A 13,449-nucleotide genomic window follows, 5' to 3' on the forward strand; every position below is an offset into this window, starting at 1 on the left:
GGGAAGGACTCGAACCTCCACGGGGCAGTTAGGCAAAACACGAGCTCGATATTTGCTTTTTCCTGGAATCCCCACCCCCGAGACAGGAGGGCTTGTCTGCCAATTTCAACACCCTACAGTATGTAAAGACCTTTTGTCTTTTCCTTATGATACAAAGGTAGTACAGGTCGGTTTAAATTCAAATATTTTCAATAAAAAAGTTTAAAATTTATACTATTTGTAATGAATTAATGTTTTTTATACTGATTTAATAATGCAGGTTTTGGCTTTATGCCCTTGTTTTGCGATTTTCATAATCCCGGGCGGTTCCTGTATGTTTGGTTTGATTTTGCGTACTTCATTAGCATTCCAATGGTATAAGGGCGTATACTCAAAAACATCACCATGTTTTTTCCTCGAGTTGGAAAGCATAGAAAACCTTCCAGGTTTTACGGTCGCACATCGTTGCTGCTAGATTTTCCGCTTATCAACCTGGAAGGTTTCTGAATCCCCTTATGACGTCTGTAAAGTAGGATAAATGTGATTCTATATTATATCAGTCCGGCTCGCTTAAGCAATGCTTCTGGTTTGGGTTCCCTTCCACGGAAGCGTTTGTAAAGTATGGACGGGTGGACTTTTCCACCTGCAGATAGGACGTGTTCTTGAAAAGCCTTGGCGGTTACCGGATCAAAGATGCCGTTTTCAAGAAACATCTCAAAAGCATCTGCATCCAATACCTCTGCCCATTTATAGCTGTAATATCCTGCTGCATAGCCTCCCTGGAAAATATGGGAAAAAGCGGTGGACATCAGTGTGCCTTCCACAGCCGGAAGCAGTTCTGTAGGTCGCATGGCTGCCTTTTCAAAATCGAACAAGGAACCCACTTTGGAAGGATCAGCACTGTAATAGGCCATGTCCAGCAAGCCAAAGCTTACCTGCCTGAGGGTTTGATAGCCCTGATGGAAGTTTGCCGCGTTTTTAATTTTGGTAATCAATTCCTCAGGGATCTTTTCTCCGGTTTTATAATGCTTGGCGAAAAGGTCCAGGCATTCTTTTTCGTAGCACCAGTTTTCAAAAATCTGGGAGGGCAGTTCCACAAAATCCCAATAGACATTGGTCCCGGACAAAGACTCGTAAGTGCCATTGGCCAGCATGCCGTGAAGGGCATGTCCAAATTCGTGGAAAAGGGTGGTCACTTCATTAAAGGTGAGCAGCGAGGGCGTGCTTTTGGTGGGTTTGGTAAAATTACATACAATGGAAATATGGGGACGGTGATCCCGGTCTCCCTCTCTGGATTGGCCGCGGTATGCGGTCATCCAGGCACCGTTTCTCTTTCCTGGTCTTGGGAAAAAGTCGGCATAAAATACCGCAAGATGCTTTCCTGTTTCAGTATCCTTGACCTCGTAGGCGGTGACGTCTTCATGATAAACAGGGATGTTTTCATTGCGAATGAAATCCAGCCCATAGAGTTTTCCTGCAGTAAGGAATACCCCATTGATGGTGTTTTCCAGTTCAAAATAAGGCTTGGTCAGTTCATCGTCCACCTCAAACTTTGCCTTTTTGAGTTTTTCGGAATAATAGCCGAAATCCCATTTTTCGAGTTTTTCCGGCCCACCGTTTTTCCGGGCAAATTCGGTCAGTTCTTTAAGTTCTTCCTTTGCTTTGGGCTTTGCTTTTTCGAGCAGATCACTGAGAAAGGCGCTTACCTCAGGAGCGCTTTTGGCCATTCTTTCCTCTAGGACAAAGTCGGCATATCTTGGATAACCAAGTAAATTGGCCCGTTGGTTTTTCAGTTCCAGTATTTCATGGATGATCTGTTGATTGTCCAGTTCATCACCTTTGCAGGATTTGGTATTATAAGCCATGAAGATCTCTCGGCGGAGTTCCCGGTTGTCGGCATAGGTCATAAAAGGAACATAGCTGGGGAAAGCCAGGGTAAAGACCCATTTGCCCTCTTTTCCTTTTTCTTGGGCGGCCTGAGCGGCAGCTTCCACCACGACTTCAGGAAGTCCTGATAGATCGGCCTCCTTATCGATGACCAGTTCGTATTTGTTGGTCTCTGCAAGAACATTCTCGCCAAAGGCGAGGCTTTTTTGAGAGAGCTCTTTGTCTATTTCGCGAAGTGTTGCTTTGTCCTCTTCCGATAGGTTGGCACCGTTTCTTACAAAGGACTTGTAGGTTTTGTCCAGCAGGGTTTCCTGTTCCTCGTTTAGCTGGAGCTGGTCTTTTTGTTGGTAGACCTGGTTTACCAGGTCAAAAAGCTGTTTGTCCAGCAGGATGTCATTGGAATGGGCAGTGAGCAAAGGGGAAATTTCCCTGGCCAACTTCTGGATTTCTTCATTGGTTTCGGCTGCATTGAGGTTAAAGAAAATGCCGGAGATGATGTTCAGCTTTTTGCCCGTCTTGTCCAGCGCTTCAATAATCGATGAAAAATTGGCGTTTTCGACAGATTTGATGGCTTCAATTTCCAGCTTAGCCTCCTTGATGGCTTCTTGGATGGCTGGTAAAAAGTGTTCATTCTTTATTTTATCAAAAGGTGCCGTTTCAAATGGTGAATTGAATTTTTCCAATAATGGATTCATATGTCAACTGTTCTTTTATAATAAGTTCAATGCATTTACGGTAATGCAGAGGTAAAGTTAATGATTTTGGCAGCACTCTCTAAATGGAGTGCCGATGCGGTGACATCGGATGTCTTACCGGATTGGTTTCGGGAAAACGGCCAGGCTTTCCGCATTGTCATTCCCTACAGCTTGGACGGCGAAGAAATAATTGTCTTTGGAGTAGGGTAAGGTGATTTCCAGCTCCTCTGTAAAGAATTTTTTCTCCCAAACTGGAGAGCTGGTTTCCCGCATGAGTACATAATATCCTTTAGGTTTTCCTTTGGAAGATGCCTGCCATTTTAGGGTGGTGAAATTGGTGAGTTCACTGACCAGCACACCCACATCCCGGGGCTTTGATGGTGCCGAGGCCAGGCTTGCCAAGGCTGCGAGGTTGGCGCCGGTGTTTTTTCGGAGGTATTCATGGTCGATATGCTCTGGCAGGTCGCCGTAGTGAATGCCGTTTTCTGTTCTAATTTCCTGGTGCTGTTGCTCGTAGTTTTCATTGAATTCACAGATCCTTACTGCGGTAAAGCCTTCTTTGGAAAAAGGCGTATGGTCTCCACCTCTGAGGAAGCGGTCGTTTCGGTACACCAGTTTTATATCCAACTGATCGATGTATCTTTCTCCGATTTCCTTGATATAGCGGGCAAGCTGTCTTGATTCACTGTCGTTTTCGCCGTTGGTATATTGTCTAAGCTTTCGCATTTCTTCGGTCTCAAAAAGGGGGACTCCTTCGCTGAAGACCCGAACCTTGGTGTTGTCCCTGAGTTTTGTGCCGCTGGATGCGCTGTTTCCGATCATGTCATTGTTGATCATGGCGACAAGGTTCCAGTCTTCGGCTTTAGCACGTTGGGCAAGATGGGTAGCCCCTTTCAGACCTTGTTCTTCTCCCGAGACAGCCACAAAAATAATGGATGCTGAAAAGCTGTTTTTGCTCATGATCCGGGCCATTTCTATCAGGGCGGCCACTCCGGAGCCATCATCGTTTGCGCCCGGGGCATCGTCCTCGGCATTCATTACATCAGTCACCCGGCTGTCCAGGTGACCGCTTACCACAAATACCCTGTCATCTTCCGGATCGGTGCCCTTGAGGGTGGCCATGACGTTGCCCATGCGGACATCCTTGGGAATCCTTCTGCCATCTGCTTCTACGGTAAAATAGTCTATTTCGGAACTGAGGCGGCCATTGGCCTGCGCTTCAAAGGATTTGAATTTAGAAAGCACATATTGACGCGCCGCCTCAATGCCCCTTGCGTCCTGCTCCTTGCTCAGGGAATGTCTCGTTCCAAAGCTTACCAGCTTTTGAATGTGGTTTTTCATGGAGTCGGTGGAAATTTCCTGAACCATGCTTTCGATTTTCCCGTTTCGAATGATGGTTTGGGTCTGCGAAAAGACCTGATGGGCATAAAAAATGCAAAGAATGAGCAAAATTTTTTTCATAGAATCGTAGTTAAGGCTTTCAGTCGGTTAAATTTATAGTAAACAAAAAGTAAATAAAAACATTATGAGCGAACTACTAATTCCAGAAGAAGGAGAATATGGCGCCTTTTATGAGACTTACGTCTCCAAAGTAAGGGGAGAGGACATTGCAGAGCTTTTGATCTCGCAGGTGGAGGAGCTCAGAAGTTATTTTGAAGGCATGTCGGAGGAAAAGGCAATGCACCGCTATGAGGACGGCAAATGGAGCCTTAAGGAGGTCATAGGGCATATAAATGATACTGAAAAGATCATGTTCTTTAGGGCCCTGTGCTTTGCCAGAAATGATGACCAGGAATTGCCGGGAATGGAACAGGAAGACTACGTGCAAGCTGCCCATTTTAACGAGGTTCCGCTGATCAACCTGCTAGAGGAGTTTGAGCTGACCAGGTATTTGATCCGGTCCTTTATTAACGGACTTCCAGAGGAGGCCTTTGCCCGGGTGGGGGTGGCCAATGGCTATGAAATAAGTGTAAGGGCGCTGTTGAACATTATTCCAGGCCATTTTAAACATCATATGCAAATTCTTCACGAGCGTTATGCGTGATGCTCTAATTTTGATTTTTACTGTCTACTATGTTTGAATTTAATCCGGAAAAACACTATCCAAAAGAAACAGAAAGTCGCGTGGTGATCCGTTTTCAGGATTGTGACCCACTGCAGCATCTGAACAATGCAAAGTATTTTGACTACTACTTTAATGCCAGAGAAGACCAGGTGCCTAAGCTTTATGGTGTGGAAATGTATGATCTGATCAAAAAATACCAAGCGGCTTGGGTGGTGTACAACCACAATATATCTTATGTACGCCCGGCCATGGTAGGGGAGTGGGTACGCATCATGAGCAGGGTATTATGGCATGACCAGACCACGGCAGTGGTGGAATATTATATGACAGATGATTCCAAAAAGGAATTGAAAAATGTGCTTTGGAGCACGCTAAAATATGTGGGATTGAGGGATGGGAAGTTGACAGAACACAAAGGTGCCATAGCCGATTTTCTGAAAGCTACTTCGGATAATTTTGATATCCGGGAACACTCTATCGTAGAAAGGGTAAAGCTCCTCAAAGCCAGGTTAAAGGAAGGGGATTCTTGATCAATATGGAAGTATCGAGTACAGCGTACTAAGTAACTGACAAGGCTGAATGCCATAAAAGAAAGACAGTTTAACTACCAAAGAAAACAGCAATCCTGCCGAAGACATGGGGATTGCTGTTTTTTGGTTTAATAGGCAGTTGAATTAATCTACCTTATACATTTTGTTGGCCGCATTGATATACTCAAGTGGGTTGAAGGCTTTGTCAAAAGCATTTTTCAGGTTGTTTAGCTTTACCTCCAAATTGTTGATTTTCGGCCCGATATGCTTGGCTGTTTTGTATTTGTCAATCAGGGAGTTGTACTTGTTGATGTTTTCACTGATCCGGAAAGTGATGGTCCCAAAGCGGATTTTGAGGGATTGGATTTCCGCCATTTCATTGTAGAAGGTGTTTTTCCAGTTTTTGGGATTGACCTCCTTTTCATGCTTCACTCTTTTTGCAATGATATCGGTGAGTTCATTGAGGTATTCATAGCGTCGGTTGGCGTCATTTTCCTTGCTGTATTTTCTTTCAAATTCAGCCTTGTCGATACCCAAAACCTTTAAGTTTTTGGCGAGGTTTTCCTCATAAAGTTTTTTTAACTCTTCCAATTCCGTGTCAATGGCTTCCCATTCGGTTTCAATAAGGTTTTTGTCATTGGTGTACTGTCCCAGTTCTGTGACCAGTTCAAACATTTCCTGGCTTTGGTCCCTTAATTTTTGATCCCTTCTTCCAGTGCCAATACTTTCCACATAGCTGGACATACCGGTAAAGAGCGCCTGGCTGAAAGTACCAAATATAGGGGTGCCTGCAGAAAGGTCTCCGGTAAGACTGATCAGGTTGGAAACTACAGACAAAGTGGGGCTTTCTTTTTTGTTTTTGTCGATGAAGGTTTTGAAGCCCGAATACCAGTCATTGAAACCAGGATAGGTAGTGGGATTGCCGATGGCATTGAGGGTCTGGAAGAAGTCCCTGGTGGCGCCAAAAAGGATAAGGGGCCTCAATTCCCTTTCCATAGCGACGAGGTTAATGATGGCCGACTGGTAATTCCCCTGGTAGATGTTCAGCTCGGCATCTTTTTCAGCCTGTTGGAAATCTTCGATCAGCTTTACCCGTTCTATCAGTTTCTCGATTTTTTGGGCCTCACTGCTGGTTTGGTTCAGGGAGGCATCCAGCATTTGGATTTTTTTATCCAGATCGTGTAATTTGGTCCCCAATTGGTCATCCATTGAGTCGGTTTTGACCTGGATGCTTTTCAAAAGGGTATTTTTAAGGGACTGCTCCAAGGATACTGCAGACGAGTCAGATTGTGCCAATGCAGTATAGCTTCCCAAAAGCATGGTAAAGAGGGCAATGGTATAAATTTTTGTTTTCATAGAAAATCTAATTTCTTAATTACCAACGAAATTTGTGCCATAAATGTAAGCGCAATATTTCATTGTTGATACATAAAGATATTTTAAAATCACTATATGGGAAGCAGGTAATGTTCGAATGATTGTTTGGGAAGGATGGAAGGCTAAGTTTTTTAAAATCAAGGCCTAGGGTTTAAACATTTATCTGAGGCAGATTATACTTTTTTTTAAAAGTATAAATGGTTTATATTGGTGTAAAGAAAATAATATTCGAAATAACCTAATGCAGCTATAAATATGCAAGACTTTCCTTGGTTTAAATTTTATCCAGAATCAGTTCCTAAAGAGGTAGATGCCCAAGCGTACGACAGTGTTGTGGGACTTTTTGAAGAGAGTGTTAAGAAATATGGTGATGCTGTGGCCTATGAATGTATGGGCAAGCAAATCAGTTTTACCGAGCTGGAAAGACTTTCAAGAGACTTTTCAGCCTATTTACAGGAGGAACTGAAGTTAAAAAAAGGCGATCGAATTGCCATTCAGATGCCCAATCTCCTGCAATATCCTGTGGTGATGTTTGGGGCCCTCAGGGCAGGCCTGGTGGTGGTGAACACCAACCCGCTTTACACCCCTCGGGAAATGAAACATCAGTTTGAGGATGCTGAAATCTCCGCCCTGGTGATCCTGTCCAATTTTGCCCATAATCTTGAGGAGATTTTGCCTAGCATCAAGGTAAAGCATATCATCATTACAAGTATTGGAGATATGCTGGGAGGACTAAAAGGAGGGATCGTGAATTTTGTGGTGAAATACATCAAGAAAATGGTGCCGGCATATGATATTCCACAAGCAATTCCTTTTAAGGAAGCGCTGAAGTCGGGAGGAAATAAAAAGCACACACAGGTGCCCCTTAACCTGGAGGACCTGGCCTTTTTGCAATATACCGGTGGGACCACAGGTGTTTCAAAAGGAGCGGAGTTGACGCATGGTAATATAGTGGCCAATATGCAGCAGATTTCTGCCTGGATGAAGCCAAAGTTGAAAGAACACGAAGAGCTGGTCATTACCGCACTTCCCTTGTACCATATTTTTGCCCTGACCGTAAACTGTCTGGCCATGCTGAAGATAGGGGCACATAATGTGCTGGTTACCAATCCCCGGGATATGAAGGCTTTTTGCAAGGATCTCCGCACGCACAAGTTCAGCGTGCTGACGGGGGTGAATACCCTGTTTAACGGGTTGCTGAACCAGGAAGCCTTTAGAAGCCTTGACTTTAGTTCGTTAAAGGTGGCTGTAGGCGGAGGGATGGCTGTGCAGCAGTATGTTGCTGAAAAATGGGAGAAAGTGACGGGAGTGCCATTGGCTGAAGGCTATGGATTGACCGAAACTTCCCCTGTGGCCAGCTGTAATCCAATAGACGGTACCGAGCGGATCGGGACGATAGGTTTACCTCTGCCCAATACAGAGGTGAAGGTCATTGATGATGATGGCAATGAGCTGCCGCATGGCGAGAAAGGGGAGCTTTGTATCAAAGGACCTCAGGTAATGAGAGGATATTGGAAAAGGCCCAAGGAAACAGCTGAGGTAATGCAGGGTGAATGGCTGAAGACAGGGGATATTGCAGTGATAGATGGCGATGGTTTTATGAAAATTGTGGACCGTAAAAAGGAAATGATCTTGGTGTCCGGATTCAATGTGTACCCAAATGAAGTGGAAGATACCATTGCCAATCACGATAAAGTGCTGGAGGTGGGTGTGATTGGAATGCCGGATGAGCGCTCCACTGAAAAGGTGGTGGCTTATGTGGTCTCAGGGGACAAATCACTTACTTCAGAAGAAGTGATCAGGCATTGTAGGGAAAGCCTTACCAATTATAAAGTGCCCAAAGAGGTTTATTTTGTGGACGAGTTGCCCAAATCCAATGTAGGCAAAATACTGAGAAGGCTCATCAAGGAAGAACACCTCAAAAAGTCAGCATAAAACTAAAAAAGCTCCTGAAAAGGAGCTTTTTTAGTTTTATCGATCAGATGTTTACTTCTTGGTCTTTAAAGGCTTGCCTTGGTTTGAGGTTCAAGGTCTGGAAAAGCTGCTTGTCCGTGTCTACTTCAGGGTTAGGCGTGGTGAGGAGTTTGTCACCGGCGAAGATAGAATTGGCGCCTGCCATAAAGCAAAGTGCCTGCTCTTCCGTGTTCATCCTTACCCTTCCGGCAGAAAGTCTTACCATGGCCTTGGGCATGATGATCCTTGCTGTAGCGATCATTCTTACCATTTCCCAGACAGATACCCGCTCTTGTTCTTCCAAAGGAGTGCCTTCCACCGGAACCAGTGCATTTACCGGTACGGATTCAGGGTGGGAAGGAAGTGTGGCCAAAGTATGCAACATACCTATTCTATCTTCCATTTGTTCTCCTAGACCGATGATTCCCCCGGAGCAAACGGATATGTCGGCTTTTCGCACGTTTTCTAACGTGTCCAGACGATCGTCGTAATTTCTTGTCGTAATGATTTCATTATAATGCTCCTCGCTGGTGTCCAGGTTGTGATTATAAGCATACAGGCCGGCATCTTTCAGTTTTTTGGCCTGCTCTTCACTGAGCATTCCCAAAGTGCAGCAAACTTCCATACCCATGGTGTTTACCCCTTTTACCATGTCCAGGACTTTGTCGAAATCCCTATTGTCCCTCACTTCACGCCAAGCAGCTCCCATGCAGAATCGGGTACTTCCCGAGGCTTTGGCATCTGCGGCTTTTTGGAGGACTTCTTCTACTTCCAGCAATTTGTGGACTTTTACATCCGTATGGTACCTCGCAGCTTGGGGGCAGTAGGCACAGTCTTCAGGACATCCACCGGTTTTGACAGAAAGCAAGGTGCAAACCTGTACTTCTTGGGGATCGTTGAATTCCCGGTGTACGGTAGCAGCTTTATAAATAAGTTCTAATATGGGTAAATCAAAAATGGCTTTGATTTCTTCTCTGGTCCAGTTGTTTCTAATCTCAGTCATCAAAATTTAATTTGAATGGTCTTTTTCAAGCCTTAAAATTATTGAAATTTAATAAGGATGTAATGTTTTTTAAGGGATTTTACCTTCAAGGCGACAAACTGTCACCTGAAGGTAAGCTTTATAGTTGTAAAAACTAGTGTTATGTTAAGCATGATTAGTCGCTGCTTCTGGTAGCCACCTGCCTGGTTAATCGGCTATTTGTTTAACTGATGGATTCAGCGTACTCATTGTCACTTGATATCCTACAAAAGCCTTTTGGCTTGCTCAAAATGCCTCATTTCATGGGTGGTGATAATGTCCAAAGCAGTGTCCAGCCGGTAGGCGATGAGCCGGTTGGCAGGAGAGTGAATGATCTGGTTTTTTTCAAGGAAGGGCATCAGCTTGTCGATCCATTCTTTCAATAGGATCTGATGGGCTTCGAAAGCAGATAGTAAGCCGTTTTCTTTCTGTAAGGGCTGGTATTTATTGGGACTCCAAATAGGGATGGTTTTTAGTTTTTTTGGATTTTCGGGGCTGACCGACTTCAGGATCATATTTCCGAGTGCTTTGGTAAGGAAGCTGATATTTCCCATAAAGGGCTTTTCGTATTTTCCGTCAACGAGTTGTTGGAAAATAGGAAAGTAACTTTGATTGATGACAATCAAATGCTGGATGTTTTCGGCTATGCTCCAGGTAGTAGCATTGGGTTTGGCGTGGAGCTGGTCTTCGGTGAGCTGCCCAAAGGTGGAAATAAATGCCTGTGTGCTCTGGTCAATGGTATCTTTCCAAGCTTTGATTTTACTTTCTGTAGTCATTTGGAATATCTGTCAAAGAAAAACAATCTGAGGGTCCTGTTTTGGGACAATTTGAGTCAAAATTCGTTATAATCATTGAAAAAGTACTAACATTGAACTGTAAAATGTCGAATCTCTCCAGACTATTCTTTTAATATGATCTATGCAGTTGTTGATATAGAAACCACCGGTGGGTACGGTAAGCGTCATCGAATTACGGAGATTGCTGCGCTACTTCATGATGGAGAGAAAGTCCTCAACAGCTATCAGACCCTGGTCAATCCCGAATGTGAAATCCCGGGCTATATCACGGGGCTTACCGGGATAGATCAACAAATGGTGGCGGATGCTCCGGTTTTTGAAGAAATTGCCGAGGAGCTTTTTGAATTTCTGGAGGGAAAAATTTTTGTCGCCCACAACGTGAATTTTGATTACCAGTTCATCAAAGCCGAGTTTGAGCGTATTGGGATGGAATTTGAATTGCCCAAGCTATGTACGGTGAGACTGAGCCGGAAGATATTTCCAGGATTGCGCTCCTACAGTTTAGGGAGCATATGCGAGCATAAATCGATCAACATCAAGGCCCGTCACCGGGCTTTTGGTGATGCAGAGGCCACGGCAGAGCTTTTTGGTATGCTGATGGAAGCTGACCAGGAGGGAATAGTGCCGGCTTTGTTGAAAAGAAATTCGGGGGAGGCCTTTTTACCCCCAAATATTACCAAAGAACAGTTTTTGGCACTCCCTTCCTCTATTGGGGTTTATTATTTTCACGATGCCAACGGAAAAGTGATTTATGTGGGAAAGGCATTGAACATCAAGAGTCGGTTCAAAGGGCATTTTTCAGGTGTGGGGAAAGGAAAGCAGGCCATGAAGTCCGAAATTTATTCGGTAAGTTATCAACTGACAGGAAGTGAATTTTTGGCCTTGCTGGTGGAAGCATTGGAGATAAAGCGGCATTGGCCGAAGTTCAATAGGGCACAGAAGGTCAAAGGAACCGCATGGGGGCTTTACCGGTACCAGGACGGGGCGGGCTATGAGCGCTTTCAGGTGGCAAAAATAAACAGGGGAACCAAACCGCTGCTGGCTTTCAATTCCCACCATGAAGCCTGGTCTTATTTACTGGATAAAATTGAGCGGTTCAGGTTATGCCCAAAACTATGTGGTGTTCAAAAAGTAGCTACAGCCTGCTATGATCATCAGGTTGGGGCCTGTGATGGGGCTTGCTGTGGCAAGGAGAGTCCTGAACGGTACAATGCGAAAGTGGCCGATTGGATGGAGCAGATCCAAAAGGAAAGGTCACGGCTATTGATCAGGGAAAAGGGCAGGGATGAAAGCGAACAGGCAGCGATACTCTTTGAACAGGGCATTCTGAAAGCTTATGGCTTTATAGATAAAGAATTTGGTTTTGGGTCGGATGAAGAAGTCCTTGCCAACCTAGAGGCGGTAAAACCGGTTTCTGATACTACTTACATTCTGGAACACTACCTTTCAAAGAACTTAGTGAAAAAGGTGAAGGTACTGCCATAAATAGGTTTTTTATTTTGGTATTGGGGATGGAATTACCAGAATGGCATCTATGGCGAGGATGAGGAATCGTAGCTGGTAAGTCAAGTAGAAAAAAAGCCTTAATAATAAACGAAAGGTTAATTTTTAAAATTGTAATAAATTCCACTGTTTTTTGATGATACAGAATGTTTTTGATTAAAATTATGATTTTGTCAAATTTTTATACATAAAGTTTTATAATTTTTTACATATACCGAAGAAATGTTTATATTGATTGAAGTAGCATTACAGCGTATTTTGAGAACCCAAAAATTTCTAGGATATGAAAAAGTTATTTTGTTTCGTCATTGTTTTAGCATTTGTATGTGAATATGCAATTGCACAAGTAGGCCACCAATACTTGGTGATAGAGTTTATAAAGGTAGAGTCCACCCAGATGGTAGATTTTTCTGAAAACAAGAATTTTTTGGAAAAGATATATAGAGAGGCAGTCAAGCAAGGAGAGGTAAAAGGATGGGATCTATGGACTTTGCAGTCCACCCCTGACCAAGGGGAGTTTCAGTACGTGACGATTACTTATTATGATGATCCGGTGAAGATGATGAATGGTATGACAGATGACAATTTTGTCAATTATGCCAAAAAGGTCTATTCTTCTGAGATGTCTGATAATCAGATTGAAATGATCGTAGCCAATGCCGTCAAAAACAGGGACCTGGCCATGAGGGCCTATATGGTGGAAGTGGCCAGTACAGAAGATGATTTTGAGTACAAGCAAGGGGCGCTGGCTTCCTTTGATCTGATGAAGGCAGTAGAAGGACGCTTCAATGAGTACGAGCATGTGGAGACCGATTTGTACCGTCCTTATAAGCAAAAGAGAATAGATGCAGGAATGTTGGGGCATTGGAAGTTTTTGAGGACAGCCTTACCGATGGGAAGTGAGGCGGACTATACCCATATGACCTTGAACTTCTATGATAACTACGTACAGTTTTTTAACGCGATGGAGTACCAGGATTTAGATGTATCAGAGGAGCAAATGGTAGCCTTAGAAGAAGGTTTGAGCTCAAGGGACATGAGGTGGGTGTATCTGGCCACCTTACTCAAATCCATCAGATGATCAGCAATGTCTCTGTATAAAAGGCCCAACCTTAAGCGAGGTTGGGTTTTTTATTGCCAGTTAAACCCGAAACATGCATTAGCTTATCTACGCCACGGCGCACAAGTATTACGGACTGATCCGCCGCGGCGGATAAAATCAGTCGCTTTGCTTTCCGATTTATCGGGACTGATTTTCTTGCATTTTCAGCCTGTCCTGACAGTCGTCGGGACAGGCTACTACGATTGCTGATGTATGATTCCATCTAACTTATGTCATAATCTCAGTTCAAGTTTCAAAGACGTCATTCCGAGCTTGTCTGGAGCCAAACAGGGCTTGGCGTAGGATTGCGAGAAGGAAGCCATGGGAATCTCATAATAAGAAGATTGCCACACCCTTTCCTCCCACACTCACCCAAGCACAAAAGGGTTCGCAATAGCCTGCCCCGATCACTTTCCATAGCCGTTAACTTAAGCATAAAAGAGCTCATAAAGTATCTGGTCATGTGGTTTTTGTTTGAGCCTTTTTTCAACGATCAATTTAGGTATTATCGGTACCAGAGAGTCGCAGAACCAGTCTGCA

Annotated in this window: 10 protein-coding genes; 5 read left to right on the forward strand and 5 right to left on the reverse strand. The window is 44.1% G+C overall.

What is annotated here, in order from left to right:
* Window positions 1-530: 530 nt before the first annotated feature.
* Complete coding sequence (locus ACYVAA_RS20125; RefSeq protein ID WP_460545252.1) at window positions 531-2,561, reverse strand: M3 family metallopeptidase; 2,031 nt, start codon at window positions 2,559-2,561, stop codon at window positions 531-533.
* 114 nt (window positions 2,562-2,675) lie between these two features.
* Window positions 2,676-4,022 carry a zinc-binding metallopeptidase family protein gene (locus ACYVAA_RS20130; RefSeq protein WP_460545254.1) on the reverse strand — a complete coding sequence of 449 codons (1,347 nt, stop codon included), beginning with the start codon at window positions 4,020-4,022 and terminating at the stop codon, window positions 2,676-2,678.
* Window positions 4,023-4,086: 64 nt separating this feature from the next.
* Between ACYVAA_RS20130 and ACYVAA_RS20135 the strand changes: the two genes are divergently transcribed.
* On the forward strand, window positions 4,087-4,605 hold the full coding sequence (locus ACYVAA_RS20135; RefSeq protein WP_460545256.1) for a DinB family protein: 519 nt from the start codon (window positions 4,087-4,089) through the stop codon (window positions 4,603-4,605).
* A 29-nt stretch (window positions 4,606-4,634) separates the two neighbouring features.
* A complete protein-coding gene (locus ACYVAA_RS20140; RefSeq protein ID WP_460545258.1) occupies window positions 4,635-5,156 on the forward strand; it encodes an acyl-CoA thioesterase in 522 nt (173 codons plus the stop codon).
* A gap of 144 nt (window positions 5,157-5,300) precedes the next feature.
* On the opposite strand, the gene ACYVAA_RS20145 is transcribed toward ACYVAA_RS20140, so the two are convergent.
* Window positions 5,301-6,512, reverse strand: a complete 1,212-nt coding sequence (locus ACYVAA_RS20145) for a hypothetical protein (RefSeq protein ID WP_460545260.1) — start codon at window positions 6,510-6,512, stop codon at window positions 5,301-5,303.
* 276 nt (window positions 6,513-6,788) lie between these two features.
* On the opposite strand from ACYVAA_RS20145, the gene ACYVAA_RS20150 reads away from it, so the two are divergent.
* Window positions 6,789-8,468 carry an acyl-CoA synthetase family protein gene (locus ACYVAA_RS20150; protein ID WP_460545263.1) on the forward strand — a complete coding sequence of 560 codons (1,680 nt, stop codon included), beginning with the start codon at window positions 6,789-6,791 and terminating at the stop codon, window positions 8,466-8,468.
* 43 nt (window positions 8,469-8,511) lie between these two features.
* On the opposite strand, the gene bioB is transcribed toward ACYVAA_RS20150, so the two are convergent.
* Both bioB and ACYVAA_RS20160 read right to left on the reverse strand, forming a co-directional pair.
* Window positions 8,512-9,489: a biotin synthase gene (gene bioB, locus ACYVAA_RS20155; protein ID WP_460545265.1), complete on the reverse strand. Its 978-nt coding sequence runs from the start codon at window positions 9,487-9,489 to the stop codon at window positions 8,512-8,514.
* A gap of 242 nt (window positions 9,490-9,731) precedes the next feature.
* Complete coding sequence (locus ACYVAA_RS20160; protein ID WP_460545267.1) at window positions 9,732-10,283, reverse strand: DinB family protein; 552 nt, start codon at window positions 10,281-10,283, stop codon at window positions 9,732-9,734.
* A gap of 135 nt (window positions 10,284-10,418) precedes the next feature.
* Here ACYVAA_RS20160 and ACYVAA_RS20165 point away from each other — a divergent pair, with 135 nt between their 5' ends.
* Window positions 10,419-11,789 (forward strand): exonuclease domain-containing protein, encoded by a 1,371-nt coding sequence (locus ACYVAA_RS20165; protein ID WP_460545269.1) that lies wholly within the window; start codon window positions 10,419-10,421, stop codon window positions 11,787-11,789.
* Window positions 11,790-12,090: 301 nt separating this feature from the next.
* A complete protein-coding gene (locus ACYVAA_RS20170) occupies window positions 12,091-12,888 on the forward strand; it encodes a hypothetical protein (protein WP_460545271.1) in 798 nt (265 codons plus the stop codon).
* Window positions 12,889-13,449 lie beyond the last annotated feature (561 nt).

The organism is Echinicola sediminis (assembly GCF_054777495.1).